The sequence below is a fragment of the Candidatus Accumulibacter phosphatis genome, assembly GCF_000024165.1.
In the GTDB taxonomy this organism is placed as follows: Bacteria; Pseudomonadota; Gammaproteobacteria; order Burkholderiales; family Rhodocyclaceae; genus Accumulibacter; species Accumulibacter phosphatis.
The window spans coordinates 2,107,994-2,134,588 of sequence record NC_013194.1 but is presented as its reverse complement, the minus strand read 5'-3'; the positions used below and the strand labels follow the sequence as shown (position 1 = coordinate 2,134,588).

Here is a 26,595-nt window from a genome sequence, read left to right as displayed (position 1 = left end):
TTGCCGCCGGGCGCGGCAAGGCGGCTGGCGGGACTACGTGTGCGGCGGCTCGCGCAGGTCGCGACGCAGCACCTTGCCGATCGGCGACTTCGGCAGGACGTCGCGGAATTCGACCTGGCGTGGCAGCTTGTAGCCGGTAAGCTGGCCCCGGCAATGCTCGACCACCGCTTCCGGGGTCAGCGAGGGATCCTTCCTGACGATCACCACCTTCACCGCCTCGCCGGTTCGTTCGTCGGCAATGCCGACCGCCCCGCATTCGAGGACACCCGGATGCGAGGCCACGACGCTCTCGATCTCGTTCGGGTACACATTGAAGCCCGACACCAGGATCATGTCCTTCTTGCGATCGGTGATGGTGACGAAGCCCGCGCTGGACATGTGGCCAACGTCGCCCGTCTTCAGCCAGCCTTCCTGGAGCACCTTGGCCGTTTCCTCCGGGTTGCCCCAGTAGCCTGTCATCACCTGCGGACCGCGGACGCAGATCTCGCCCGTGCACTTCTCGATCTCGCCCTCGCCTGTCCACAGCGGCAACAGCTTGAAGTCATCGTCACGAATCGAGATCTCGGTCGACGGGAAGGGCAGACCGATCATGCCGTTCCACGGCGTCTCCACCGGATTCGCGCTGACCCCCGGCGAGGCCTCGGTCAGGCCATAGGCTTCGGTGACATAGTGCCCGGTCACCGCCTTCCAGCGCTCGGCGACCGGTTTCTGCACCGCCGCGCCGCCGCCGATCACCACCTTCACGGAAGAAAAATCGAGCGCCTCGAAGCCGGGCGTGTGCAACAGGCCGTTGAACAGCGTATTGACGCCGCTCATGGCGCTCCACCGCCACTGTCCCAGTTCCCGCACCAGCGCCGGCATGTCGCGCGGATTGGTAATGAGCACGCTCAGGCTGCCCCACTTCATGAAGGATAGCGTCGAGGTAAGGCAGAAGATGTGATACATCGGCAAGGGCGCGATGATGATCTCGCGGCCTTCCTGGAAGCTTCCCGAAATCCAGACGCCGGTCTGCTCGAGATTGGCAAGCATGTTGCGGTGACTGAGCATCGCTCCCTTCGAAACGCCCGTGGTGCCACCGGTGTACTGCAGGAAGGCAAGGTCGTCGGGCGCCACGCGGACAGGCGCAAAGGGCGCCGCGGCACCGCGGGCGAGCGCGTCAAGCAGCGGGATGGCAGCGTCGATACGCCAGGCGGGAACCATTTTCCTGACGGTCTTGATGACGAAGTTCACCAGCCAACGCCGCGGGATCGGCAGCATATCGCCGATCTGCGTCGTGATCACGTGTTCGACCGGCGTGTCCTGCCAGACTTTCTCCAGCGTCGCCGCGAAATTCTCGATGACGACGATGGCCCGGGCGCCGGAGTCCCGCAACTGGTGCGCGAGTTCCTTCGGCGTGTACAGCGGGTTCACGTTCACCACCGTCATGCCGGCCCGCAGGATGCCGAACAGAACGACCGGGTATTGCAGCACGTTCGGCGACATGATGGCGACGCGCTCGCCCTTGCCCATCCCCGGCAGGGTCTGCAGGAAAGCAGCGAAGTCGCGTGACAGCTTTTCCAGTTCGGAGTAGCTCAGCGTCCGGCCAAGATTGTGGAAGGCGGGTCGGTCGCCATAGCGGCCGACGATCTGCTCGAACAGATCGGCAATCGACCGGTAGCGGTCGGCGTCGATATCGGCCGGCACGCCAGCCGGATAGCTCTTCAACCAGACTCTGTCGGCCATCATGCCGTGCTGCCGTTTCGCTGTCAGTAGATCCGGAACAGGCGCTGTATCTGCTCGAACTCGTGCAGGTAGGCTTGCGCCACGTCGCGATTGGTGGCCAGAACCATCAGGTCGTGGGAGAACACCGAGGTGTTGTACCAGTTGAAGCTGCCTTCGATGACTGTCGCATCATCGATGATGCAGTACTTCGAATGAATCGGCGAATACGGCACCGGGTGATCCTCCTGCCCGTAGACCAGACCGACCGCCACGCCGGCGTCCCTGAGGCGTTGCGCGGCCGGCAGCAGCGGCCGATGCAGTTCATCGTGCATGGACCGCTCGATGCCGACCCGCCCCTGCCGCGCGAGGTGGCCGTTGAGCAGAATATGCACGTAGACACCGCGGTGCTTGGCGTGTATCAGGGCATCGATGACGCTGTCGCCGTGCTCGCCGAGAAGGTCGCCAATCAGGAACAGGACCAGCTTGATCGAATGCCTGGCGCGGTGGATTTCCGCGAGGATCGCCTGATGCGGCCGGTAATACTTGCCGTCGAGCAGGGCATGCCGACCGAAGGTGTAGAGCAGGTTGAAGTGACTGAACGGGTCGATGCCGTATTTCTGGTTCACGCCACCGCGCTCGCTCTGGAAAACGTTGTCGAGCAGCCGGCAGACGCCCCGCGAGTGGAAGGTCATCCCCGACTCCCAGTTCGCCCACCACCGGTCGAAGGTGATGTTGAACGAACCGAGGATCGCATCCTCATCATTGAAGATGATGAACTTGGTGTGCATGTCCGGATCGACTTCGATCAGGTGGTGGCGCGGCGTACACACCACCCCCAGCAGTTCGATGCCGGCGCGCTTCAGGCGAGCATAGTTGGGGCTGTTGGTGAGCGTCATCTTGCGCCAGTCGACAATGCACTGAACGCAGACGCCATTGTTGTGGGCATGCACCAGGTGATGGGTGAAGTCGTTGTCGTCGATGCAATCCACGCTGACCTTGATGGTGCACAGGCGCTCGGGATGCGCCCACTTGCTGTGGATAACCTTGTCGATGTGGTCGTGGATGAAGCGCTTGGGATGATAGGGATGATACTGCTGTCCCTTGGTGAACTTGGGGATCAGACGCAGCGATTCGAAGTGGTGGTTGTACCAATCGACGTCGCTCTGCAGTTCCCAGGCCTTCAGCTCGTGGGTACGATAGCTGTTGCCGGTTGCCCAGTCGGAGGTGATTCTTCGGTACTGGGGATGGCCTTCGCTTACCTGGTGGCCATCCATGAAGATGTATTCGAGTTGCGAGGGGATCGAGTGCTCGCCGAGGTGCACCACGTAAGCGAACTTGACACAGGTGGTGTGCCCGAAGCTGCTCGAGAAGGGATGAATGTAGAAGTCGCGCGTACGTCGCTTGTGGTGGTCCCAGTGGATGTCGTAGGGATCGGTGTCGACGACGTAGGTCTCGCAGATGTTGTGTTCCCGATAGACCCTCAGGATGAGCTTGACGTTGGCCTGCACACCATGCCAGACATCGAAGCTGATCTTGCCCCAGCGAAGATAGAACTTCTCGTTGAAGTCATTCACCCGCACGAAGGAACCACCGAGATTCCCGTGCACCGGCACTGCATAATTCTCTGCTGTTTTCATGGCCTGATCAGAAGAAGCTGTGTTGTTCAATGTCCATCGAGTGCGCCCGCGCCGGATGGTCCCCGCACGTGCCGGCCAGTCACTTCGGCACGAAGGTCATCAGATAGCCCGGGTGATCGGAGACTGTCCCGTAGTCCTGGTCGGTGAACACGACCCGACCCGAGGTGACGCGCAGCGCGCTGCCCTTGCGCAAGAACACGTAGTCGATGCGATGGTCGTCGTCGAGATCATGGCTCCACGGCAAATCCCGGACTTCGAAGATCTTGTGGAAGGTCTGTGGCGATCGCGCCGACAGGAACTGGTCATCAAACTCGTTCGAGGCGACGACAAGCTGGTAGCCGTTCGAACCGGCCTTGATGTTGAAATCGCCGCCAAGCATGGTCGCCGTGACCTGACTGGTGTGTTCTTCGCCCGCCCACCGACGGAGATTCTCGAACTGCTCCGGAAACCCGTCGTCCCACCAGCTCAGATGCGACGAGAAGACATTGAGCAAACCGACACTGGGCACCTCGACCTGTGCCATGACGACTTTGCGCGAGTGGATGCTGTAAGGATCGTGGCTGGCCGAGACGTAGCGCGCCGCATGCTTGCGAATCGGGTGACGGCTGAGCAGCGCCACGCCTTCCCGATAGCGCCCGAAGCCCAGATGCGACCAGTCGGTCACAAGGTGATAGGGCGTCCCGAGGCGTTCATTGATGATCCGCGCCGTATTCGTCTGCCAGTCGCCACGACCCTCGTTCCAGAGTTCCGCCACCTCCTGCAGACAGACAATATCGACGTCCAGGTCGCCAATCGCCTTGGCGATCTGCGACAGCTTGTAGTCCTGGTTGTCTTCCTGGCAGCAATGCAGGTTGAGGATCAGCACTTTCAGCGCCGGGCGCTGGAGCGCATAACTCTTGCCGAAGTTGTCGTCCCAGACGATTCCCTGGCGGGTTTCACAACGAATCCTGTACTCGATGCGAAAGGCGTCGCCCGCCCTCAGCGCGCCGTTCCAGATCTGGTAGCCGTAGTGGTTCGGATTGCGGGCGTTGCTGAGAAACGTCTCGTCCCAGTAGTCGCGCGCAAATCGGCAGGGCGATTGCTGCGTCGTCTTCCAGTTGTCGCTGGTCCAGTGAATGCTCACCGTCGTCGCCGCCAGCTTGTCATCCACTGCTACCGCGATCGGAACCAGCGTCTCGCCGTCCGCCAGGCTGGCCTCGAAGCCACTATTGACGACCGGCCGGCCAGGCCCTGGCGCGATTCCCGAGTCGGCCTGAATGGCGTGGTTCGTGCCGTGATTGTTGTCCCAGTACTCCTTGCCGAGCGCTCGATAACGCAAGGCGAAATCGACGTTTCCCGGCAGGGACCTGTCCGGCGCCAGGGCCAATACCGTCCGCGCGACCCAGTATTCCCGCTGCCGCTCGGCGCTGCTGTGATAGGACGCCGGCAGGGTGTGCCAGACACCGTCTTCGCCGGCCCACACGACGTCGATGCTCTTGTCGTATGACAGGTTTTCGACCAGCACGACGAACGACAATTCCTGCTGCACAACCGCCGTTTTTCTGGTGATCAGGTTTCTTGCGTAGAGTAGATTGATCTTGTCCATTGGTTCCGTCTCCCGCCTCGGCAATTCGCTTCGACACTTGCCTGCCATCGGCGAGGCGGCAACACCTGCAGCCACCGACATCTGCCGCGGTCTGCGCCCCCCTGGCCCGGCAATCGCACAAGCCGCAGTATCCCCGACCTCGGCACCCGGCGTCAAATGCCATTCGGGTATCCCGGGCGTGATCGCGAAAATCGGCACGTCGAGGAGAGACAAGTGTCGGCGTCGGCGTCGTCGGGCGGCCACCAGCCGTTCGATCGCGGGCCATGCCGATGCGTGAGCGTCGCACGCCTCACGCAGGAAAGCACTTGCTCCGGACAAGCCCTTTGTCTGAGAATTCGCCAGAAGCGCGCCAGAAGCGCGCCAGAAGCGTCGCCAGAAGCGCGCCAGAAGCGTCGCCAGAAGCGTCGCCACCTGCTCGCCGGAGCGACCGCCACCTTGCCGTCGCTGCACCGATTCGACCACTTTCCGGGGATTTCTCATGAAGCTTCGCCTGACGCTGGAGAACGCAACGGGTCTGCCGGCCACAAGCACCGCGAGCGTCGAGTTCGGCGACCGCGACAGTCTCAGCATAGGCCGCGCGCAGGGACTGGACTGGACGCTACCCGACCCCAGTCGATTGATGTCCGGCAAGCATTGCGAGATTCGTCGATCGGCGCAGGCCTACCTGCTCTACGACCTGTCGACCAACGGCACCTTCGTCGACGGCAGCACGACCCGGCTGAGCAGCCCGCATACCCTGCGCGATGGCGAAGGCTTGCTGGTCGGCGCCTACCTCATCCGGGTCGAACTGAACGACGAAAGCGACCCGGCCGCGCAGGACGACAAGACGCGTCTGGTCGCCCGGTCGACCAGCGAGCCCCGGCTCGATCTGACGCTCGCGAACACGCCGGCGCCCGCCGGTCAGCATTCTCCAACGGCGACGCTGGGCCGTGTCGGCGTGCTCAGGATCGGCCGGGACGACAGCGCCGACTGGACGCTACCCGACCGGAGCGGCGGCATCTCGCGCAACCATTGCACGATCCGCTTCGCCGATGACGCTTTCGTACTCGAGGACAACTCGGCCAACGGCACCTTCGTCAATGACAGCGGTGAGCGTATCGCCGGCAGCTACCGGCTGCGCGATGGCGACCGCCTGGTGATCGGTCCCTATCTGGTCGCCGCACGCATCAGCGGACTGGCGAACGCCGCCCCGCCTGCAACTGCCGCCGACGCCAGCAACGCGCCCGTGCCTGCCGCTACCGCAGCGCCGCGTCCCCCGGCGTCGCCACCCCGCCCCGGCGGCGCACGCCGCGGCGGCGACCCGGCAGCGCTGCTCGCCGACCTGCCGCCCCCTGCCCTGCCGCCGGCGTCCCGGGCAGCCGCCGAGCACGGATCCGAGCGGCGCCCGGCGACCGATCCCGCCGCCCACGACGACGGTGTGACTCGCCTCGCACGCGTACTCAAGACGCCGCCGCCAGCCGTGCCGGCCACCGATCCGGCCGCCACCCTGGCGGCCAGCGAACCCGCCGCTGCCGCCGCCCTCCCCCCGCCCACTGCCGCTGACGGCACGCAAGGGCTCGCCCGCGCGCCGGCCAGCGACCCCGTTCTGGTCGGTATCGCCAGAGGATTGGGGCTATCGGCTGAAGACCTCGACGAAGCCGATGCCGCCGCGCTCGGCGAACGCTTGGGACAACTGATCCTCCTGGTCACCGACGAAGTGCGGCAATTGCTCGCCTTGCGCCAGGCCGCCCTCGACCAGCCACCCGGCGGACGTGCCCAGCCGGGTGCCAGCAATCCGCTGGCCATCATGCCGACCAGCGAAGAGGCCCTGCGCGTCCTCTTCGGGCCGCCCCGGCGAGCGTACCTGGACAGCCACCAGTCGTTCCAGAGCAGCCTGGCGGAACTCGGTCAGCACCTGCGGCAGACCGATGCGGCGATCCGTGCGGCCAGCCAGGTACTGGCCAGCGAGTTGGCCCCCGAGGCCATCGACAAGGCGGCAGCGGCAGAGAACCGCATCGGCCAGTTGCTGAGTTCGCGCAAGGCGCGGCTCTGGGACCTCTATGTCGAGCGCTGGAACAGCCGCCCGCCGGTGCAGCCACACCGAGCCCTCGCTTCCTTTGTCGAGACCTTCACCAGCGAAACCGCCGGCGCCGACAAGCCGCAGGGCAAGTGATGCGGACGGTACGTCGGCGACTCGCCAACCGCTCCCCCTTGCGCTGCCACGCCCGGGCGCAAGTGCTTGACGACAGGGAGCCGGGACGCCGCCGGACCATTCGCCCCTGATCGTGATGCGCTGCGTTCAGGACTCGCTTTTCGCCATTCAACGATCAGCGCCGGCATGCCGGCGCAGGGAGGCTCCGATGAAGTTCTTCAGCTACACCGACCCGAACGAACAGGTCACCGAACGCGTCGCCCCGGCCGGCTTGCGGCCGGTCCTGCGGGAGTTCTCGGACGAGGAACTCGACAGCCTCGACAGTTTCGTCGCCGAGTTGCGCTTTGCCACCGGCAGCCGGATCGTCGCCGTCGGCGAGCGCAGCGATGCCCTGCTGATCATCGTCTCCGGCAGCGTCCGGATCACCGCCGGCGAAGCCGGCAAGGGCGAGCGGGAAGTGGATCGCCTGCGCGAAGGCGAGGCCTTCGGCATCTCGTCCTTCCTCGATGGCGAAGCCAGCGCGATTGCCGCGACAGCCCTGGAAAGCACCCAGGTCCTCGCCTTGCGGCGCGCCGCCTTCGCGCAGTTGGCTGCCTGGAAGCCCTCACTGGCGATCTCCCTGCTCCAGGATCTCGCCGCCTACACGAGCCGGCGCCTGCGCCAGCTCGAGGCGGCCTGTTGAGACTCCACCGACAGAGCCATGCCATGAGCCCAGAGCTGTTCTTCGCCAACTACACCAAGCGCACCTCCGCCCTGCCCAAGCCGGCATGGCAGGTACTCCGCGTCCTCACCCTGCTCGTCACCCTCGGCTTCGCCGCGCTGCTGACGGTTGACCCCGCCGTCGGACTCAAGCTCTGGTGGGGCCTGGCGATCCCGGTGCTGCCGGCGCTGCTGGTGATCGCGCCGGGCCTCTGGCGTCAGGTCTGCCCGATGGCCTTCGTCAACCAGGTTCCACGCATGACCGGCAGCAGCCGCAACCAGCCGCTACCCGCCAAGTGGAAGAACCATGCCTTTCTCGTCGCCGTCGGCATCTTCCTCGCCTGCGTCGCCGCCCGCTCGCCACTTCTGAACCACTCAGGCGGTCTGGTAGCCGCCGGCATCGTCGGCGTCCTCATTCTGGCTTTCGTCGGCGGTCTGGTCTTCGCCGGGCGCAGCGGCTGGTGCGGCACCTTCTGCCCGCTCGGACCGATCCAGCGCACTTATGGGCAGGCACCGCTGGTCGTCGTGCCGAACGGCTACTGCCCGACCTGCGTCGGCTGCCAGAAGAACTGCTACGACTTCAATCCGCGCGGCGCCATCTTCGCCGACCTCGTCGATTCCGACGCGCGCTACGCGAGCCAACGGCGGCTGTTCATCGGCCTGCTGCCGGGGCTGATCGGCGCCTATTTCCTGCAGGGGCCGACGCAGTCCTATGGCTACGAACTGTATCTCGCGATCCTCCTCGCCGCCTGCTGCGCCTCCGCCGGCCTCTATGCCATCGCGACCAGTTGCTTCCCGTTGTCGCCGCATCGCGTCGCGGCCGTTTTCGCGGCCGTTGCGCTCGCCGTCTTCTACTGGTTTGCCGGCCCGATCGTGCTCGGCACCCTGTCCGGTTTCCTGTCCTTCGCGGCGCCCGAGTGGCTGACGACGGCCAGCCGTGGCGTCGGCGTGGTCGGTGGACTGGTGCTCCTCGGCGCCAGCCTGCACGCCGAAGGCCTGTTCCGAAAAGCCTCGGCGCAGCCCGCCGAGCGCGCAGCGGAACCGAGCCGCAAGACCCAGATGCTTACCCGCTTCGGTGGCAAGCAGGGAGCGGAGGTCACCGACCGGGAGACGAAGGTCGCCTTCCCGGTCCCGAAAGGCGCGACGCTACTCGATGCCATCGAAAGCGCCGGTCTCAAGATCAACTACGGCTGCCGCGCCGGGCTCTGCGGCGCCGACGCCGTGGTGGTGTGCGAAGGTGGCAAGCATCTGTCGCCTGCCGGCGACGACGAGCTGGCGACGCTGCGGCGACTCGGACTCGAAGGCAAGGCACGTCTGGCGTGCATGTGCCGAGTCAGCGGCCCGGTAGTCATCGACCGCGACCCGACCTCTGCGGGGCCGGAACAAAGCCAGGCGGCGCCAGCCGCGCCGGAAGTCGACCATGCCGTCGCCTGCGGCGTTTCCCGCGTCGTGATCATCGGCAACGGCATCGCCGGCACCAGCGCCGCCGAACAACTGCGCCGTCTCAGCGCCTCGCTGCAGATCGACATGATCACCAGCGAACCGCTCCACTTCTACAACCGCATGGCCATCGGCCGGCTGATCTACGGGCGCACCGGCATGGACGGACTGCAACTCATCCCGGACAACTGGTACACCAAGAATCGCGTCGAGGTCTGGCGCAACTCGATCGCCCGCTCCGTGGACCGGCAGAGCAAGAGCGTGCTGCTCGCCACCGGCGAAAGTCTGCCCTACGACAAGCTGATCCTCGCTACCGGCGCCCACTGCACGACGCCGGACCCGGATTTCCTGGCGTTCGACAATGCCTTCGTCCTGCGCTCGGCAGAGGATGCCCAGGCGCTGCGCAACTACGTTCAGCTCCGCCGCGCACGCCGGGCGCTGGTCGTCGGCGGCGGCGTACTCGGTGTCGAGGCGGCCGACGCCCTGCACCACCTGGGGCTGCACGTCACCCTCCTGCAGCGCTCGGACCGGCTGATGAACGCCCAGCTCGACCACCAGGGGGCTGCCCGACTGGCCAGCTACCTGGAAGGCATCGGCATCGAGGTGCTGACCGACGTCAGCATCAGCCGCTGGGAAGGCCAGGGCGAGACGCTGCGCGCCGCCTGGCTGGCGCATGGACCCTGCGCCCGCGCGGACGTGTTCGTCGCCTGCCTCGGCATCGGCACCAATACCCAACTGGCGCGGGCGGCCGGCCTGGAAGTGGGACGCGGCGTCAAGGTCGACTCCAGCATGCGCACCAGCGACCCCGACATCTTCGCCGTCGGCGATGTCGCCGAACTGCCCGGTGCCGTCGGTGGGCTCTGGACAGTCGGCGCCGCCCAGGCCGCCACGGCCGCCGGCGCCGTGCTCGGCCAGGGGCAGCCCTATCAGGCGCCGCGCATCGTCCTCCAGCTCAAGTGCGACGGTATCGACCTGCGCAGCTTCGGCGAAATCTCCGCCCGGCCCGGCGATGAGGAATACACCGCGGCACCGAACGATGCGGCATGGTGGCGCCTGATCCTGCGCCAGGGAGTGCTGGTCGGTGCCCTCTACGTCGGGCCGCCGCGTTCGGCCAAGGACTTCACCCGCGTCGTCCAGGCCGGCACCGACCTCAGCCCGGTCTGGGCGGAATTGCGGCGCGGCGATCTGTCGGTTCTCGCCAGCCTGAGCAGCGATTGATTCGTGCCACCAGCGTGCCCGTCGGCCGTGCCCGGCAACGCGTCGGCACTTCTTTTCTCCACTGGTGGCGGACCTCCCCGTCGCACCCGGCGGCCGAGCTGACTGGACGAGCGCGCCATACGCCCGGTGGGGTCTGGGCCATGGCGGAACCTTCACCCTAGACTCCTCCGTTGAAGGCAAGGACGGAAGCTAACCCGCGATGCACATTGGATTTTTCGAGCCCCTCGGAGCCACCTAAGGGTAACTGTAGCGCAGTTGCCAAGAGTCGGCCGCAAACCCTTGCTACTCCACGCGTTCGCCAAATCTGCTCGAGGGCCAACAGCGGAATCTAGGTTCACCGACGATCGATCCTTTGTCCGCCTCCGGCCTGCGAGGCAGGACCAAGGCCGCAGGCCACTCACCGGACGTCCCTGCAAGCTGTGGTACAGTTCCGTCAGCGGGTGCCCCCGGGCCATTCAAGGCGTGCCGAGGGACTTCCGGGTGACATTGGCCCTGGCGGAGTTTCCATTAGTGGCCCGGTCCGAGAAGCAGTACACTGTTTTCAATGGCGATTTTTCCGCAATCCGCGTAGCCATCCAGCATCGTGACGCAAGGCTTTGCGTCAAATGGGACTACTAGATCACGTTCGATGACGAAGGTACGAAATGGCATACCCCATTGAAAGAAAACTGGTTGTCGCCGTGTCTTCTAGCGCACTTTTTGATCTTTCAGAGTCACACGCAGTATTTATCGAGAATGGGCCGAAGGCGTACAAGGAATTTCAGGAAGCCAACTTGAATAAAGTCCTTGGCAAAGGGGTCGCATTTCCATTTGTTCGACGCTTCTTGAATATCAATAAACGCTTCCCGAAGCAGTCGCCCGTGGAAGTAGTTCTCTTATCTAGAAACTCGGCGGCCACCGGAAAGAGAGTCTTTCGCTCGATTTCGCATTATGGTTTAGATATCTCGCGCGCCGCATTTATGGAGGGGGAATCCCCATATGAATACATCCCGGCCTTTAACGCATCACTGTTCTTGTCAGCCGACGAGGAAGATGTAAAGAAAGCCATCCGCAATAAATATCCGGCTGGCACGGTTTTACCCAGCACCGTTAGCGATGACGAATCTGAGGAAGAACTTCGAATAGCATTCGACTTTGATGGCGTTATCGCGGACGACGAGTCTGAGTCAGTCTATAGAGGAAGCAACCTTCCCGCGTTTCACAGTTATGAAGTGGCAAGAGCTCACATTCCTCACAAGCCCGGTCCACTCGCCGATCTATTTCAGAAGCTCTCGTTCATGCAAAAGCTTGAAGATAAGGAACAAGAGAAGGATAGAGATTACAAACGGATTATTCGAACAGCCATCGTTACAGCGCGAAATGCTCCAGCGCATGAGAGAGTAATAACAACGCTGGAGCATTGGGGAGTAAGCGCAAACGAAACATTCTTCTTGGGCGGCATGAAGAAAGATCGAATTCTTACGCGGCTAAAGCCCCATATGTTCTTCGATGACCAAAAAAGCCATCTTGAGTCCGAGGCCGGAGATATACCGATGGTTCATATTCCATTCGGCATTGCGAACACAATCATCGACCAAGGCGCTCCAGAGGGACGCTCCGCCGGCTAGTCGGCTCCGCGCCCCTGAGCTCCACGTTGGGCAGCCAATTTCGTCGTAATGTGACGAGACTCCTCCAAATGAACCTCGTTCCCTTAGACTAGGGCTCGTCAGGCCCTAACATTTCATAGTCGGATTTCATCCCCATGCCTGCGCTGCAACAACCAGACTTTGACGTGCTACGGCGCTATTCACGCGCAATAATGCATCTCCGCGATCGTCAGCGAGCGGGGCGCCTCGCCATCGGCCTCGGCGCCGGTGTTTCCTTAGACTTGGGCTTCCCCAACTGGAGAGAACTTGTAGACCGCTTGGCGAGACGCGACGAGTTTAAGGACGCGCGCACGCCAGCCGATGCTCCGCTAACTATCAAGACTCAAGCGCTTATTCAGCATCTGGGCAGGACCGTCGAGCATCGGTTCGCGGCATCTGCTGAAGCAGAACGTGAGATCCGCTACCGCTGGATCCAGCTCCTGCATGAGGCCCTGTATAGCGGAATCCCCGAAGACGCCGGTCAACTTTCCCGTGCACATCCCTATCTTGGATACTTCTTGGAGGCGATAAAGACCGCCCCCCTCACCATTAACTACAATTTCGATGATTCCGTCGAAAGAATGCTTGGGCACACCTACAGTGCAGAGCAGGAAGCTTGCAACGAGCGAGTCTATGAGACAGTGTGGGACCCATCGACCCAGTTCCGCCGGTCCAAGGGAGTGATCTATCATCCGAACGGCTTTCTACCAACCCGACTTGTTGAGGGATTCAGTGAAAGCATTGTCTTTTCAGAAGGTGAGTACGCAGACCAGCTCATTGATGTGATGAGCGGGCACTACGCCACCCTGATCTCGCATCTGACGAGCTATACTTGTCTGTTTCTGGGTCTTTCTTTGTCAGACTCCACCCTAAAGCACCTACTTCGCCACAACGTTCACTGTAACCCTGGGCATGCACACTACTACGTCCGGTATTGCGAAGCCGATGAAGATCTGCCACCCGATAAGAACGACGCAGAGACGCTCGCGAACTTCGATGTCTATGGTGTCGTTACGCTACATTTGACCAAGGCCGGGATGGCGAGCCTCGGGCGGCTGCTTTCCTGCTCAGATGCGGACCTCCGGGAAGGATTGGACGGACTCGGCCTGAAGAAGCGCTACGTCTACTACCTTTCGGGAGCGGTTGGCTCCGGCAAGAGCTCCGTCATTCAGCATCTCAAGAGCTTGTCGACTCTCGCAGAATGGGTCGACCAAAGGCCAGTATTGTTGGAAAGGCCGCATACTGCTCTCTCCGATGAGGATCGTCGCGAGGTGGATCATTGGGTCTCCACCCAATTTCGACGGAAGAACTTCCGATTGCTCACAAACAAAGACCTACTCCTCGCTTGCGACCGGACACCACTCGACCCTCTGGTATTTGCTGAGGTAGCCGACGTTCCTCGACGTGCGAAAGAGCATCTTGGAGTTCTTCAGCCCAATGCTACCGGCGAACGTCTGGTTCCTGGACACATTGTTCTCTTGACTGCGAGTGCAGAGGAACTCATGGCTCGCGCGAAAGAGCGTCACAAGGGCGCTACGTTGGATTACTTGCGACAGCAGCAGGAACGTTTTATCCAACTTTTTGGACCCGATCCAAAAGCTATAACTGAGCTGTCCACATCTTCCAGGCCATTAGCATCGGTGGTTCGCGCAGTATGCAAGATAATACATCTCGGGGAGTACGAAGAACTAGATATAGCTTCGAGATTGAAGGCGCTGGCCGCAGGATGAGCGCTAAAACCAAGCTGATTTACTTTGCGGCACGGCGTTGGTGTAGTATATTGGCATGATCCCGGGTGTGGCGGGGCGTGGGTGTCCGAGGAGGTTGGCATGGCAATGCGAGTGAAGCCGGAGACTGGCGAGGTGGGCCTCAAGCAGCGGTATCGGGTGACGAACTGGTCGGAGTACGACCGGGCGCTGGTCAATCGAGGCAATCTGACGATCTGGTTCGACGAGGCGAGCATCCGGGACAGTTGGACGCCGCCGCGTCCGATCGGACGCGGCAAGCCCGGGTTGTACTCGGAGACGGCCATTCAGACGTGTCTGACGATCAAGACCTTGTTCCAGTTGCCGTACCGCGCCACGGAAGGACTGATCAAGTCGCTGATGCGCCTGTGTCACCTGGACCTGCCGGTGCCGGACCACACCCACATGTCGCGACGGGCCGGAGAGCTTTCGGTGAAGATACCGCGCCGGCCGCGTCAGGGGCCGACGCACGTGGTGGTCGATTCGACTGGCCTGAAGATTTTCGGCGAAGGCGAATGGAAGGTGCGTCAGCACGGTGTCGGCAAGCGCCGCACCTGGCGCAAGATCCATCTGGCCGTAGACGAAAGCACCAAGGACATCATCGGCATTGAAGTGACCACCACCGCCTGGGGCGACAGCGAAATCTTGCCCGGCCTGCTCGACCAGATCGAAGGCGAGATCGCCCAAGTCTCGGCCGATGGTGCCTACGACAGCCACGGCTGCCATGCGGCAATCGCCGAGCGGGACGCGCGTGCCACCATCCCGCCACGCGACGGTGCGGTCACGTGGGGAGGCGACCACGCTCGCGACGTCATCCTCCAGGAAATTGAAACCAAGGGACTCGACGGCTGGAAGAACGATAGCGGATACCACCGACGCAGCATTGCCGAGAACATGATGTACCGGTTCAAGCAACTGGGGGACACCCTGTTCTCCCGACGCTTCGAGCGACAAGTGAACGAAGCCCACGTTCGGGCGGCCATCATCAACACCTTCACCTACCTGGGCATGCCGCAATCGGTCCGGGTAGGGCAAGTTGCGCCTGCTGCATGACGACGGACGGGAAATGGGGGAACTCATGCCGGAAACGAGGAATCCAGTTTCATTGAATATTAGCAATTACTAATAGTGCACCAACGCCTTGCGGCACCGTTCTTCTCTCAAAGTGAGAGACTATTCAATGACCATTGCGTTCGGGCGCTCGAGACGGCGTGGGGCGTGTTCTATCCGCATCGGGACGGACCGCGTATGGCCGATCTGATCGCCCAGGGCATCAACTTAGACGATGCCGCGCATCAGGTCTGGCTCTGCGACCTTGAACAGATTCGTAGCTGTGATCTTGTGGTGGCGGTGCTCGACGGGCGAGTTCCCGATGAAGGCGTGTGCGTAGAACTCGGCCTTGCTAGCGGGTTGGACAAGATCGTTATCGGGTTGCTCACCGATTCCAGACGCTGCTTCCCCTGGGGCGCCAACCCAATGGTGACAGGATGTCTTTCGGCCATATGCACTGATCCGTCGCTCCTTTTGAGAATGGTAAAGGAGTGCTTCGACGGGCAGGCTGCCCAAATCTAGTAGCCGGAGGTTTCTCTCCCCCGGCCCCCACACCACCCACCGTGCCGGTCCGCAGTGGGTGGTTCAACGAGTTGGCGCGCTCGACGCCTGCTGGAACTCGCCCGCTACGTGGTTCTCAACCCGGTTCGTGCAGGAATGGTACGCACTCCTGGAGACTGGCCGTGGAGCAACTATCGCGCAACGATGGGCGATGAATCTACGCCGGACTGGTTGGCAACGCCGTGGATCCTGTCAGGATTCGGCGAGACCATGCCGGAAGCCGTTGCCGCGTACAGTCGCTTCGTCACCGAAGGAAACCGCCAGGCGACGACGCCATGGGAACAACGCAAGCAGCAACTGTTCCTGGGCTCTGACGTTTTTGTCGGTTCAGTACGCCGCCACGTTCCTGCCGGCAGCGATCTGCGCGACGGTCCGCAAGCCCGGGGTCGGCCCGTCCCGAAGCCTCTCGCTGACTTCGCGCGGCAATGTGACGATCGGAACGGCGCCATCGCCGCGGCCTACGCCAGCGGCAAGGGTAAAGGGCGGGTAAAGGGGCCAGGGTCGGATTAAATGCAAATCAATAGCCCAACTCTGCGCTCCACGGGACGCTGCGCGATAAGACCGCGCAGCGTCCCTGAGCTTTGACGTGTGCGCCGGGCATGGCGCGTTACTTCATAGGTGGAAGTCCTATGGCCAGGTTTTGCCGCACTTGCGGTGCGTCCAGCCCCACTACGCAGAGCCGAAGGCAAGGAGAAGGGCAAGGGCGTCGCCGCGAGGCGGGGTCTGAAGGAAGCCCAATCCAAAGCTGCGGGGCGATGAACAAAAACCGGATATCAGGCGTGATGTACTCGGGACGAGCGGGCACGTGACGGCGAAGTCCTCCATCTGCGCTTGGAGTGCATTTTGTAGATCCGGCGTCTATGCAGCGAAGGCAACGAGTCTTACACCGGGAGATCTCCCCGGTGCCTCAGAGGACCGAGGCTGGGGTTAGGTAACTGGCGTTGAATACCGTGGAGAAGGCAGCAGAGGGCATAGTAGGGTAGGCGACGGCGAGGAGTCAGAGAGCCAACCGAAGGCCCGAATGGTGTTCCGAGAGGAACTTGAAAGAGAGGAGTGATCGTTGTCCAATGAAGGCTGTGACTGCATCCGACCGGATGAACATGGGCTTGGAGCGGACAGAGATGAGGCTCCGGTTTGCGGGTCGCGAACCCTCGAGCTGCTCCAGCACTGGGCCAGTCGACTTGCCGACTCAATCTGCCGAACCACCGTGTACGTGACCCGTCCGCACGGTGGTGTGGGAAGGGGGGAGCCGTGAGGCTTCTCCCTATCCCGATTGGGCCTATCAACAGGGAGAGCGCAATGTCATGCGAGTGTGGTTGTGGTGAAGTGCCGCGCAGGGGCTTGTTTTGTCCGGGGCATGACCAGCGGCTTCGAGCAAGTCTCGAGCATCGGGTAGGTGGAATTCTCGCCCTGCGGTCGCTAGTTGAAGCTGCCGAACGCTCGGCGTCTGGAACCTACGCCCCCGAAGAACTTGCACGCCGAGTGCGCGAAATAGTTGAAGCCGCCAATGTCTAGGCCCAACGAACGAGGATAGATCGTGCGCAGCCACGAACTATCGGTCTGTTGGACGAGCCCGGGCCAGAGCGCTGGGCGCGCCCTCTGCAAATATCTTTTTTTGATTTACCCCAAAGGCATGAACGCCGGGGGGCTGGGAGCGGGAAGTCCCGAAGTGCCGGTGCCCAGGTGGCAAAGGTTTCGCGAATGAGGCGGTTCTTTGCGTCGCGGGTGCGGAACTCCGGGCGGCCGAGTCGTTCAGCTTGGGGAAACTGAAGTCCCGAATGCGGCCGGGCAGCGCTGAGGGCTCGGCTTACATGATCAGAGGGCGACCCCGATGCGCGGCACGACCGCGACGACTGCGGACGACGTCGGTCGAATCCGCGTCCTGACGATCGCCATCTCGGCGCCACAGCACGAGCAAAGCATCGGTGGCCGCTCCTTGCGCGGTGGCTTGAAGCGGTTCGGATCGAACTTCAGCAAGAGATGCAGCAAGGCAATGAGGCGCTTGCAGTTGGCGTGCAGGAAGCCGAAATTGCGCGCGCGGCGAAAGCCCTTGGGCAGCACGTGCTGGAGAATCAGCCAGAGGAACTCAGCGCCGGTAAGCGAGCGCTTTTCCGACTTGCCGGTTTCGGCGTTGCGATAGCGGAAGCTCACCCGGCCATTCTCGCAGGCGAGGATGTCCTGTTCACGGATGACGCCGCGGTAGAGGTAACGACCGAGGTAGATCAGGGCCTTCTCGCCGCTGCCAACCGATTTGCAGTGCGCCACCCATTCCCGCGGATAGCACGGCGGCAGGCAAATGCCGGCCGCCTCGATCGCCGCCAGCATCTTGGCCCGAAAGACCTTGGCCATCGCCTTCTCGTTGAACAGGTAGGTGCCGTTCTTGCCGCGCCGCTTGCGTCGCCAGCGCGGCTTCGTCGCATCGACCGCCGCTGCGGGGACGACGAGATGGACATGCGGGTGGAAGTCGAGCCGACGCTAGTGCGTGTGCAGGACCGCGATCGCCCCCGGCGTCCCCTGCAACTGCCGGTCGTTCTGACTAAAGCGGTGCACCGTTTCCCAGGCACAGCGCATCAAAAAATCGAAGACGATGTCGGCGTGCGCCGCCGCCAGCCCGCAGATCATCGCGGCGTCCCCTTGGCCAGGCGATAGCGGTCCATCAACGCGTTGATGCGGTCGATGGCGTGATGCTTAGTTTGATCCGTCAGATGGGTGTAGTGAACCGTCGTGAGAATCGAGTGATGCCGAGAATGCGCTGCACCTCGGGGAGCTCGACGCCCGCCTCGACGAGGTGTGTGGCTTAAGCGTGGCGCCTATGCCGAGTCCCGAGCAATGCCGAGTTCGAGCGTTTAGGCTATCAGGGCAGACCGGTTAGCGTCGGTCTACTCGGCATGGTTCTATTCTTCTTCCAGGGCGATACGTCCCTATGGACTACCTTGGATTGCTTTGTGGTGCCAGGAAGGGACTGAAACAGCAAGCCACAACTCTTGCTAAACAAGGCTTCACGCTTCTGGCATTTCTGAGTTACCCCGAGAGTTACCCCACTTTTGTCGACGCTGCCCCTGAAAAGGGTGGGAGTATGCCCTGCCCCGCACCAAAGAAAAACCCGGCACGCGGCCGGGTTGGCGCTGCCGGACCGGTAGGATTCAGCGGCCGTCGCCGACCAGCAAGCCAGTCAGGTTGGCCAGCTCACGGCACTCCTCGACGATCGCGTCGTGGCAGGACCACATGAAACCGTCTTGTACCGCGACGCTTTGTTTCCTGAACGCCTCGCCGCCAACGCCCCAGGTCATCACCAGCATGGCGTCAAGGTGCATCAGCTTGACTTCCAACAGTTCGCGGACGTCGACAGAGGTGGCGCCGGGGGAGATGTCGTAGACGGACGAGTTGATGGACTGGCGGGGCTCGGCGATGGCGGTCATCGTGAGTCCTCCTCGTGGTGGGCGCCCAGATCGGCGGCGGCAGAGAGAAACATCGAAGCGCCTTCCAGCGCGTCATCGGTCGAGATGCCTTCGCTGACCACGAACAGCTGTGCAGAGCTGCCGGCCGGCGCGAAGTAGGGATTGGCTGCAGACGGGGTCACGTGCTGTGTCGCTCTCATGGTTTCAGCCCTCCCGCGGCCGCCTCGTCGCGCCAGGTGTTCGCCACACGCGCAAACCTGTCGGCGACATGCATCCCGGCGACGATCAGGGCGTCGGTTGTCGAGGGGTTATCGTCGTCCTGGATGGCGCCCATGATGACCGACAGACAGGCGAAGGCATCGCCACAGCACTGGAAGTACGCAACGGCATCGGCGGCGGACAGCGGCATCGGGGTGGTCTTCTCAGCCATGGCGCACCTCCTTTCCGACGGCGGCCAGGTGCGGGTTTTCGCTCTCGTACTTCAGGGCGGCGCTGATGGTGCCACACAAGAGGTAGAGGCTGCCCAAGCTCGGCTCGGTGCCATCCGGCGGGTTGTCGACCTGGGACAGCAGGTAGCCCAGATCGTCGACCATGCGCGACAGGTTGCTGAGGGAATCCTCCGTAAAGGATCCGATGAGGGGATTGATGGTTGACGCGGCGGCGCGTCCAATGGGTGCGGAGTTGTGGGTCATGGATTGCGCCTTTGTCTGAGACCAATGCGGTGGCCGGAGATCATGTGAAGTGGTGAGGCTGGCCGGGCGACGTTCGTGCGGAATCCCTGGCTGCGCTGGGTTGTCGAGACCTGGGGCCGGTGGGTGGGCGGCGCCGATTTCGGTCCATGACAGCAGCCGACCCTTATGGAAAGCTTTGCATAAGGGTCGGCTACCGTCACTCACAATCCACCCGATCCGACCAATTGCGCGTGTCCCTGTCGAGTTCGCTGTGGAAACTGCCAATCATAGAATACTCCTGCGACCCGCCAGCGCCCACGCGCCCTCTTGGCAGAGGCAGTTCTGGACCCCCCTGAACATCTTGCCAACCCCCTTGCGCCGTGCCCAGGCACGCGGCTTTGGTGCGCTGTATGGTCTTTTTCAACGCGTCTGAGCACGGATCAGCCAGGTGCTCTTTGGCACGTTGAACGCACTCCTGAGGCCTGCGCCAACCCGGTCAGTGCGAAGCGGCTCCGCACTGCACGTACGAGATCAGTCTCAGCAGCGGCTGCCCGCGCCTCTCGCAAGCCCACCTGCAGATCGTTCGCCGATGTTCTCCTGACGCTGGCAACGTGCAGGCCTTCAGCGTTCGTGGCCGACGTCGCGCACCGATTTCCCCCGGAATTGGTCCAGTCACGCACCCCGATGCATAATGGATAGCTGGATCAACAGACTGTGCTTGCCACCCCATGCTCGACGACATCAAGAAGACCTTGTGGGCAACCGCCGACAAGCTGCGCGCCAACATGGATGCCGCCGAATACAAGCACCTGGTCCTCGGGCTGATCTTCGTCAAGTACATCTCGGACACCTTTGCCGCGCGGCGTGCCGAATTGGCGCGCCGCTTTGCTGACCCGGCCGACGATTACTACCTCGACGCGGCCGACCTGATCGCGGAAGAACTCGAAGATCGCGACTACTACCGCGAGGTGAACGTGTTCTGGGTGCCCGAATCCGCCCGCTGGGAAGCCCTGCGCACCGCCGCCAAGCAGCCGGACATCGGCAAGCGCATCGACGATGCCCTCACCCTCATCGAGGTCGAGAACCCCAAGCTCAAGGGCATCCTCGACAAGCGCTATGCGCGCGCCCAGTTGCCCGACGGCAAGCTCGGCGAACTGGTTGATCTGGTCTCCACCATCGGCTTCGGTGCCGACCCGGGCAAGGCCCGCGACGTGCTCGGGCAGGTCTATGAATACTTCCTCGGCCAGTTCGCCAGCGCCGAAGGCAAGAAGGGCGGCCAGTTCTACACGCCGGCTTCCATCGTCAAGACTCTGGTTGCCGTGCTCGCCCCCCACCATGGCAAGGTCTATGACCCGTGCTGCGGCTCCGGCGGTATGTTCGTCCAGTCCGAGAAATTCGTCGAGGCGCACGGGGGCAAGCTGGGTAACGTGTCCATCTACGGTCAGGAGTCCAATCCGACGACCTGGCGCCTCGCCGCGATGAACCTCGCGATCCGTGGCATCGACTTCAACCTCGGCCGCGAGCCCGCCGATACCTTCACCCGCAACCAGCACCCGGACCTGCGCGCCGACTTCATCCTGGCCAACCCGCCGTTCAACGTCAGCGACTGGTGGCATGGCAGCCTGGAAGGCGACCCGCGCTGGGAGTTCGGCACCCCGCCGCAGGGCAATGCCAACTACGCGTGGTTGCAGCACATGCTGTACCACCTGAAGCCGAGCGGCCGCGCCGGCATCGTGCTGGCGAATGGCTCGATGAGTTCCAGCCAGAACAGCGAGGGTGACATCCGCCGGGCGATGGTCGATGCCGATGTGGTCGAGGTGATGATCGCGTTGCCGGGGCAACTTTTCTTCAACACGCAGATCCCCGCTTGTCTGTGGTTCCTGACCAAGCACAAAGCTGCTCGTCCGGGTGAAGTGCTGTTCATCGACGCCAGAAAGCTGGCCCGCATGATCAGCCGGGTACAGACGGAGTTGTCCGATGAAGTCATTGACCGCATTGCCGGCACCGTCGCTGCCTGGCGTGATGAGGCAGACGCTGAGGAGTATCAGGACATCCCTGGCTACTGTCGAAGCGTGAATCTGGCCGAGATCGCCGACCACGGCCACGTGCTGACGCCGGGGCGCTACGTGGGTGCCGAAGAGGTCGAGGACGACGACGAAGCCTTCGCCGACAAGATGCAGAAGCTGACCGAGAAGCTCGGCGAACAGATGGCGAAGGGGGCGGAGCTTGATGCTTTGATCCGGCAGAAGCTAGGAGGGCTGGGGTATGAATTTTGATCTTCCAGCGTTGCCAGAAGGCTGGGTGTATTCGTCCCTTGAAGATTGCGCGAGAGCTAACTCAATAAGCTATGGCGTGGTTCAGCCAGGGTCACCCGTTACAGGAGGGGTGCCAATCATTCGCGTCAATAATTTCCGTGGCACCCGTATTGATCTTTCTGAAACCATGCGAGTTGCGCCTGAGATAGAGGCTAAGTACGCGCGAACCCGTTTGGCTGGTGGCGAGGTGTTACTGACTCTGGTCGGTTCTGTCGGTCAGGTAGCTGTTGTTCCCGATGCACTGAAAGGCTTCAATGTGGCTCGGGCAGTTGCGGTTATTGACCCGCTTCAACACGTAAGTGCCGAGTGGATTGCCCTTTGCCTCAGGTCGCCACTATCGCAACACCTCTTGACCAGTAGGGCGAACACGACGGTTCAAACAACAATCAATCTCAAGGATGTTCGGGCCTTACCCATTCCTATGCCACCTGCGGCAGAGCGGCAAACTATCACCAAGATGGTGTCGGCTCTCGACGACCGCATCACCCTCCTGCGCGAGACCAACGCCACGCTCGAAGCCATCGCGCAGGCGCTGTTCAAGTCGTGGTTCGTCGATTTCGACCCCGTTCGCGCCAAGCAGGAAGGCCGCGCCCCGGAAGGGATGGACGAAGCCACCGCTGCGCTGTTTCCGGATGAGTTCGAGGAATCGGAGCTGGGACTGGTGCCGAGGGGGTGGCGTAGTTGCTCCTTCATCGAAACTATCACGGTGATCGGCGGAGGAACGCCGAAGACCTCGATCAGAGAATACTGGAATGGGCATATCCCGTGGTTCTCGGTCGTGGATGCGCCTGCAGTAACCGATGTCTTTGTTATCGACACGGTAAAGCACATCACTGAACAAGGATTGCGTAATTCATCCACGAGTTTGCTTCCCCTTGGAACTACCATTATTTCGGCCCGAGGCACGGTAGGACGACTCGCGCTTGTCGGGCGAGAAATGGCGATGAATCAATCCTGTTACGGCTTGCGAGGAAAAGCCAGTGATGATTACTTCACCTATTTCAACACCTACCGAATTGTCGAGACATTGAAGCAAAGAACTCACGGTTCGGTCTTTGACACAATCACCCGAGACACTTTGGCCGGTGTTTGCGTCGTTTATCCAAATGGTGCGTTTATCACAGCCTTCGAGCGCACGGTGTCGCCGGTCATGGAGCGAGTCAAGGAAAACCTTAAACAAGCCCAAACCCTCGCCACCCTGCGCGACACCCTGCTCCCTCGCCTGATCTCCGGCAAGCTGCGCCTGTCGGAGGCCGAAGCCGTGCTCGAGGAAGTCGCCGCATGACCGAAGATCACCTCGAACAAGAAGCGCTCGGCTGGCTGACCGAAGTCGGCTACGACACCCTTTACGGCCCTGACATCGCCCCCGACGGCGCCAACCCGGAGCGCGCTGGCTACCAGCAGGTGCTGCTGCCGTTCCGGTTGCGCGAGGCGATTCACCGCCTGAACCCCTCCATCCCTCTCGCCGCCCGCGAGGATGCACTCAAGCAAGTGCTCGACCTCGGCATCCCGGCCTTGCTGTCGGCCAACCGCCACTTTCACAAGCTGCTGGTCGGCGGCGTACCGGTGCAATACCAGAAGGACGGCGAAACCCGGGGTGACCTGGTCCGCCTGATCGACTGGACCAACCCCGCCAAGAACAAGTGGCTGGCGATCAACCAACACTCGATCAAGGGGCCGCACCACACCCGCCGGCCGGACATCATCCTGTTCATCAACGGGCTGCCCCTGGTGTTGATCGAACTGAAGAACCCGGCCGACGGAAACGCGGACATCTGGCGGGCCTACGACCAGCTTCAGACCTACAAGGAACAGATTCCGGACGCCTTCCAGTACAACGAGGTGCTGATCATCTCCGACGGCAGCGAGGCACGCTTCGGATCCCTCTCGGCCAATGCCGAGCGATTCATGCAGTGGCGCACGATCGACGGGGTGGCGCTCGACCCACTCGGCGAATTCAACGAACTGGAGACGCTGGTACGCGGCCTGCTGGCTCCGGCCATCCTGCTCGACTACCTGCGCTTCTTCGTCCTCTTCGAAGATGACGGCGCATTGGTCAAGAAGATCGCCGGCTATCACCAGTTCCATGCGGTGCGCGCGGCGATCGATCAGGTGGTTACCGCCTCGCGCCCCGGCGGTACGCACAAGGGCGGCGTCGTCTGGCATACGCAGGGCAGCGGCAAGAGCATCACGATGACCTGCTTCGCCGCCCGGGTGATGCAGGAAGCGGTGATGGAGAACCCGACCATCGTCGTCATCACCGACCGCAACGACCTCGACGGCCAGCTGTTCGGCGTCTTCTCGCTGGCGCAGGACCTTCTGCGCGAGGAACCGGTACAAGCCAACACCCGGCAAGACCTGCGCGCCAAGCTCGGCAACCGCCCCTCGGGCGGCATCGTCTTCGCCACCATCCAGAAGTTCATGCCTGGCGAGGACGAGGACGCCTACCCGACCCTCTCCGACCGCCACAACATCGTGGTGATTGCCGACGAAGCCCACCGCACCCAGTACGGCTTCGAGGCCAGGCTCAAGACCGTCCGGGCGCCCCGGAACACGGCCGGCGACGGCGTCAACGACGCCAACGCGCGGCTCGCCGCCGAGCCCGCCGCGTCGTACCTTTCGCGCTACCAGGTCGGCTACGCCCAGCACCTGCGCGACGCCTTGCCCAATGCGACCTTCGTCGCCTTCACGGGGACCCCGGTATCGAGCGAGGACCGCGACACGCGTGCCGTGTTCGGCGACTACATCCACGTCTACGACATGCAACAGGCGAAGGAGGATGGGGCGACCGTCGCCATCTACTTCGAGTCGCGCCTCGCAAAACTGTCGCTGAACGAGGCCGAGCTGCCGCACATCGACGACGAGGTCGATGAACTCGCCGAGGACGAGGAGGAAGGACAGCAGGCCCGGCTGAAGAGCAAGTGGGCAGCGCTCGAAAAGGTGGTCGGTGCCGAACCCCGTATCGCCAGCGTCGCCGCCGATCTGGTCGCCCACTTCGAAGAACGCAGCCAGGCCCAGACCGGCAAGGCGATGGTCGTCGCCATGAGCCGCGAAATCTGCGTCCATCTCTACAACGAGATCACCAGGTTGCGCCCCGAGTGGCATGACGCCGATCCGGAAAAGGGGGCGATCAAGATCGTCATGACCGGTTCCGCCAGCGACAAGGCACTGCTCCGGCCGCACATCTATAGCGCACAGGTCAAGAAGCGCCTCGAGAAGCGCTTCAAGGATCCCGCGGACCCACTGCGCATCGTCATCGTGCGGGACATGTGGCTGACCGGCTTCGATGCGCCCTGCGTGCATACGATGTACATCGACAAGCCGATGAAGGGCCACAACCTGATGCAGGCCATCGCCCGCGTCAATCGCGTGTTCAAGGACAAGCAGGGTGGGTTGGTGGTGGATTACATCGGCATCGCCAACGAACTCAAGAGCGCGCTCAAGGAATACACCGCCAGCCAGGGGCGCGGCCGGCCGACGGTCGATGTCGCCGAAGCGTATGCGGTGCTGGAGGAGAAACTCGACATCCTGCGCGGGATGTTGCACGGCTTCGATTACAGCGACTTCCTGACCACCGGCCACCGGCGACTCGCCGGCGCCGCCAACCATGTGCTCGGGCAGAAGGACGGCAAGAAGCGATTTGCGGATACCGCACTGGCGATGAGCAGGGCATTCACCCTCTGTTGCACACTGGACGCGGCCAAGGAAGTACGCGAAGAGGTCGCCTTCATGCAGGCGGTGAAGGTCATCCTGACCAAGCGCGACCTCAGTCAGCAGCGCCGTACGGATGAGCAGCGCGAACTGGCAATCCGGCAGATCATCAATTCGGCCATCGTTTCCGAGGAAGTGGTCGATGTGTTCGACGCGGTCGGCCTCGACAAGCCGAACATCGGGATTCTCGACGACGCCTTTCTCGCCGAGGTGCGCAACCTGCCCGAGCGCAATCTTGCCGTCGAACTGCTGGAGCGCCTGCTCGAAGGGGAGATCAAGAGCCGCTTTGCCGGCAACGTGGTGCAGGCGAAGAAGTTCTCCGAGTTGCTGACCAACGTGATCAAGCGCTACCAGAACCGGGCCATCGAAACTGCGCAGGTCATCGAAGAACTGATCGAGATGGCCAAGAAGTTCCGCGCGGCGGCGAACCGGGGCGAGGCACTGGGGCTGACCGAAGACGAGGTTCGCTTCTACGATGCCTTGGCCGACAACGAATCGGCGGTACGTGAGCTGTCTGACGAAACCTTGAAGAAGATCGCCCACGAACTGACCGAGAGCCTGCGCCAGAACATCACCGTGGATTGGTCGGCGCGGGACAGCATCCGCGCCAGGCTTCGACTCATGGTCAAACGCATCCTCCGCAAGTACAAGTACCCCCCGGATCAGCAGGAGGCGGCAATCGAGCTGGTGCTGAAGCAGGCTGAGGTGTTGGGCGAAGAGTGGATGTGAGCATTGCCGCGCTGGCGCAGTCGGAGCTGATCGGCCTGCACATGAGCCTGGGCGCCTGGATTCGGAACAACCTGGGGCTGTGGAAGGGGAACGATCGGTTGATGATGGCTGTTCGGGATGGCGATCAGCCGATGCACCCTGACGATGCATCGACGGCGATCGTCGAGGCGGTGTGGGAGAGGCTGCGGGAAATGCTGGAACTGTTTTGTCCCGACCCCGTCTGACGCATGGTGGCCTTACCAACTTGGCGACCCACACGCGGGTGAAGTGTTCAGATGTCGGTGCGAGCCTTGAACGCTATGTGCTTTGACGTCCGGACTCGCCGACTCGACGGTGGGTTCTTGTGACTTCAAGAATCGCCAATTCGGTGGGATCACCC

General features: G+C 62.5%; 19 protein-coding genes and 1 pseudogene. 12 read left to right on the top strand and 8 right to left on the bottom strand.

Annotated features, from left to right (window positions below; all coding sequences use genetic code 11):
- Positions 1-33: 33 nt before the first annotated feature.
- The 3 genes from CAP2UW1_RS09395 to CAP2UW1_RS09385 form a co-directional block, all read right to left on the bottom strand.
- The gene (locus CAP2UW1_RS09395; RefSeq protein WP_015766387.1) at positions 34-1,725 is read right to left on the bottom strand and encodes an AMP-binding protein; all 1,692 of its coding nucleotides are present in this window, start codon (positions 1,723-1,725) and stop codon (positions 34-36) included.
- 20 nt (positions 1,726-1,745) lie between these two features.
- A complete protein-coding gene (locus tag CAP2UW1_RS09390; protein WP_015766386.1) occupies positions 1,746-3,338 on the bottom strand; it encodes a phospholipase D-like domain-containing protein in 1,593 nt (530 codons plus the stop codon).
- 79 nt (positions 3,339-3,417) lie between these two features.
- Entirely contained in the window at positions 3,418-4,923 is a 1,506-nt protein-coding gene (locus CAP2UW1_RS09385; protein ID WP_015766385.1) for an endonuclease/exonuclease/phosphatase family protein, read from the bottom strand.
- Between the two features lie 478 nt (positions 4,924-5,401).
- Here CAP2UW1_RS09385 and tagH point away from each other — a divergent pair, with 478 nt between their 5' ends.
- The 8 genes from tagH to CAP2UW1_RS09345 all read left to right on the top strand — a co-directional run bounded on the left by tagH (position 5,402) and on the right by CAP2UW1_RS09345 (position 15,902).
- Entirely contained in the window at positions 5,402-7,075 is a 1,674-nt protein-coding gene (tagH, locus tag CAP2UW1_RS09380) for a type VI secretion system-associated FHA domain protein TagH (protein ID WP_015766384.1), read from the top strand.
- Positions 7,076-7,262: 187 nt separating this feature from the next.
- Positions 7,263-7,736: a Crp/Fnr family transcriptional regulator gene (locus CAP2UW1_RS09375; protein WP_015766383.1), complete on the top strand. Its 474-nt coding sequence runs from the start codon at positions 7,263-7,265 to the stop codon at positions 7,734-7,736.
- A 23-nt stretch (positions 7,737-7,759) separates the two neighbouring features.
- Entirely contained in the window at positions 7,760-10,411 is a 2,652-nt protein-coding gene (locus CAP2UW1_RS09370) for an FAD-dependent oxidoreductase (protein ID WP_015766382.1), read from the top strand.
- Between the two features lie 644 nt (positions 10,412-11,055).
- Positions 11,056-12,018, top strand: a complete 963-nt coding sequence (locus CAP2UW1_RS09365; RefSeq protein WP_015766381.1) for a 5'-nucleotidase — start codon at positions 11,056-11,058, stop codon at positions 12,016-12,018.
- Positions 12,019-12,152: 134 nt separating this feature from the next.
- Positions 12,153-13,766, top strand: a complete 1,614-nt coding sequence (locus CAP2UW1_RS09360) for an SIR2 family protein (protein WP_015766380.1) — start codon at positions 12,153-12,155, stop codon at positions 13,764-13,766.
- Between the two features lie 99 nt (positions 13,767-13,865).
- Positions 13,866-14,834 carry an IS5-like element ISCap2 family transposase gene (locus CAP2UW1_RS09355; protein ID WP_015766379.1) on the top strand — a complete coding sequence of 323 codons (969 nt, stop codon included), beginning with the start codon at positions 13,866-13,868 and terminating at the stop codon, positions 14,832-14,834.
- Between the two features lie 75 nt (positions 14,835-14,909).
- Positions 14,910-15,353, top strand: coding sequence for a nucleoside 2-deoxyribosyltransferase (locus CAP2UW1_RS09350; RefSeq protein WP_015766378.1), 444 nt, complete (start codon positions 14,910-14,912; stop codon positions 15,351-15,353).
- 54 nt (positions 15,354-15,407) lie between these two features.
- A complete protein-coding gene (locus CAP2UW1_RS09345) occupies positions 15,408-15,902 on the top strand; it encodes a hypothetical protein (RefSeq protein WP_015766377.1) in 495 nt (164 codons plus the stop codon).
- A gap of 1,305 nt (positions 15,903-17,207) precedes the next feature.
- Here the strand turns inward: CAP2UW1_RS09345 and CAP2UW1_RS09340 are convergent.
- The 5 genes and pseudogenes from CAP2UW1_RS09340 to CAP2UW1_RS09320 form a co-directional block, all read right to left on the bottom strand.
- Positions 17,208-18,005 (bottom strand): annotated as a pseudogene (locus CAP2UW1_RS09340) (IS91 family transposase); the annotation flags it as partial.
- Between the two features lie 530 nt (positions 18,006-18,535).
- Positions 18,536-18,811, bottom strand: coding sequence for a hypothetical protein (locus CAP2UW1_RS09335; protein WP_015766376.1), 276 nt, complete (start codon positions 18,809-18,811; stop codon positions 18,536-18,538).
- On the bottom strand, positions 18,808-18,990 hold the full coding sequence (locus CAP2UW1_RS09330) for a hypothetical protein (protein ID WP_015766375.1): 183 nt from the start codon (positions 18,988-18,990) through the stop codon (positions 18,808-18,810). Before CAP2UW1_RS09330 ends, CAP2UW1_RS09335 begins: the two co-directional genes overlap by 4 nt.
- The gene (locus tag CAP2UW1_RS09325) at positions 18,987-19,220 is read right to left on the bottom strand and encodes a hypothetical protein (protein WP_015766374.1); all 234 of its coding nucleotides are present in this window, start codon (positions 19,218-19,220) and stop codon (positions 18,987-18,989) included. The genes CAP2UW1_RS09330 and CAP2UW1_RS09325 overlap by 4 nt, the downstream gene beginning before the upstream one ends.
- On the bottom strand, positions 19,213-19,482 hold the full coding sequence (locus CAP2UW1_RS09320; RefSeq protein ID WP_015766373.1) for a hypothetical protein: 270 nt from the start codon (positions 19,480-19,482) through the stop codon (positions 19,213-19,215). The genes CAP2UW1_RS09325 and CAP2UW1_RS09320 overlap by 8 nt, the downstream gene beginning before the upstream one ends.
- Before the next feature lie 707 nt (positions 19,483-20,189).
- Here CAP2UW1_RS09320 and CAP2UW1_RS09315 point away from each other — a divergent pair.
- Genes CAP2UW1_RS09315 through CAP2UW1_RS09300 form a run of 4 tightly spaced genes read left to right on the top strand, consistent with a single transcriptional unit; the run spans position 20,190 to position 26,440 of the window.
- Complete coding sequence (locus tag CAP2UW1_RS09315; RefSeq protein ID WP_015766372.1) at positions 20,190-21,737, top strand: class I SAM-dependent DNA methyltransferase; 1,548 nt, start codon at positions 20,190-20,192, stop codon at positions 21,735-21,737.
- On the top strand, positions 21,727-23,061 hold the full coding sequence (locus CAP2UW1_RS23660) for a restriction endonuclease subunit S (protein ID WP_015766371.1): 1,335 nt from the start codon (positions 21,727-21,729) through the stop codon (positions 23,059-23,061). Before CAP2UW1_RS09315 ends, CAP2UW1_RS23660 begins: the two co-directional genes overlap by 11 nt.
- Entirely contained in the window at positions 23,058-26,216 is a 3,159-nt protein-coding gene (locus tag CAP2UW1_RS09305; RefSeq protein ID WP_015766370.1) for a type I restriction endonuclease subunit R, read from the top strand. Before CAP2UW1_RS23660 ends, CAP2UW1_RS09305 begins: the two co-directional genes overlap by 4 nt.
- Positions 26,213-26,440, top strand: a complete 228-nt coding sequence (locus CAP2UW1_RS09300) for a DUF6794 domain-containing protein (protein ID WP_015766369.1) — start codon at positions 26,213-26,215, stop codon at positions 26,438-26,440. Before CAP2UW1_RS09305 ends, CAP2UW1_RS09300 begins: the two co-directional genes overlap by 4 nt.
- The last annotated feature ends 155 nt before the right edge of the window (positions 26,441-26,595 follow it).

What these genes read in the sequence shown, in the direction of transcription:
- CAP2UW1_RS09355 (WP_015766379.1), top strand. Translation starts at nt 13,866, where the DNA reads ATGGCAATGCGAGTGAAGCCGGAGACTGGCGAGGTGGGCCTCAAGCAG.
- CAP2UW1_RS09320 (WP_015766373.1), bottom strand. Translation starts at nt 19,482, where the DNA reads ATGACCCACAACTCCGCACCCATTGGACGCGCCGCCGCGTCAACCATC.
- CAP2UW1_RS09305 (WP_015766370.1), top strand. Translation starts at nt 23,058, where the DNA reads ATGACCGAAGATCACCTCGAACAAGAAGCGCTCGGCTGGCTGACCGAA.
- CAP2UW1_RS09370 (WP_015766382.1), top strand. Translation starts at nt 7,760, where the DNA reads ATGAGCCCAGAGCTGTTCTTCGCCAACTACACCAAGCGCACCTCCGCC.
- CAP2UW1_RS09365 (WP_015766381.1), top strand. Translation starts at nt 11,056, where the DNA reads ATGGCATACCCCATTGAAAGAAAACTGGTTGTCGCCGTGTCTTCTAGC.
- CAP2UW1_RS09385 (WP_015766385.1), bottom strand. Translation starts at nt 4,923, where the DNA reads ATGGACAAGATCAATCTACTCTACGCAAGAAACCTGATCACCAGAAAA.
- CAP2UW1_RS23660 (WP_015766371.1), top strand. Translation starts at nt 21,727, where the DNA reads ATGAATTTTGATCTTCCAGCGTTGCCAGAAGGCTGGGTGTATTCGTCC.
- tagH (WP_015766384.1), top strand. Translation starts at nt 5,402, where the DNA reads ATGAAGCTTCGCCTGACGCTGGAGAACGCAACGGGTCTGCCGGCCACA.
- CAP2UW1_RS09325 (WP_015766374.1), bottom strand. Translation starts at nt 19,220, where the DNA reads ATGGCTGAGAAGACCACCCCGATGCCGCTGTCCGCCGCCGATGCCGTT.
- CAP2UW1_RS09390 (WP_015766386.1), bottom strand. Translation starts at nt 3,338, where the DNA reads ATGAAAACAGCAGAGAATTATGCAGTGCCGGTGCACGGGAATCTCGGT.
- CAP2UW1_RS09330 (WP_015766375.1), bottom strand. Translation starts at nt 18,990, where the DNA reads ATGAGAGCGACACAGCACGTGACCCCGTCTGCAGCCAATCCCTACTTC.
- CAP2UW1_RS09360 (WP_015766380.1), top strand. Translation starts at nt 12,153, where the DNA reads ATGCCTGCGCTGCAACAACCAGACTTTGACGTGCTACGGCGCTATTCA.
- CAP2UW1_RS09315 (WP_015766372.1), top strand. Translation starts at nt 20,190, where the DNA reads ATGCTCGACGACATCAAGAAGACCTTGTGGGCAACCGCCGACAAGCTG.
- CAP2UW1_RS09375 (WP_015766383.1), top strand. Translation starts at nt 7,263, where the DNA reads ATGAAGTTCTTCAGCTACACCGACCCGAACGAACAGGTCACCGAACGC.
- CAP2UW1_RS09395 (WP_015766387.1), bottom strand. Translation starts at nt 1,725, where the DNA reads ATGATGGCCGACAGAGTCTGGTTGAAGAGCTATCCGGCTGGCGTGCCG.
- CAP2UW1_RS09335 (WP_015766376.1), bottom strand. Translation starts at nt 18,811, where the DNA reads ATGACCGCCATCGCCGAGCCCCGCCAGTCCATCAACTCGTCCGTCTAC.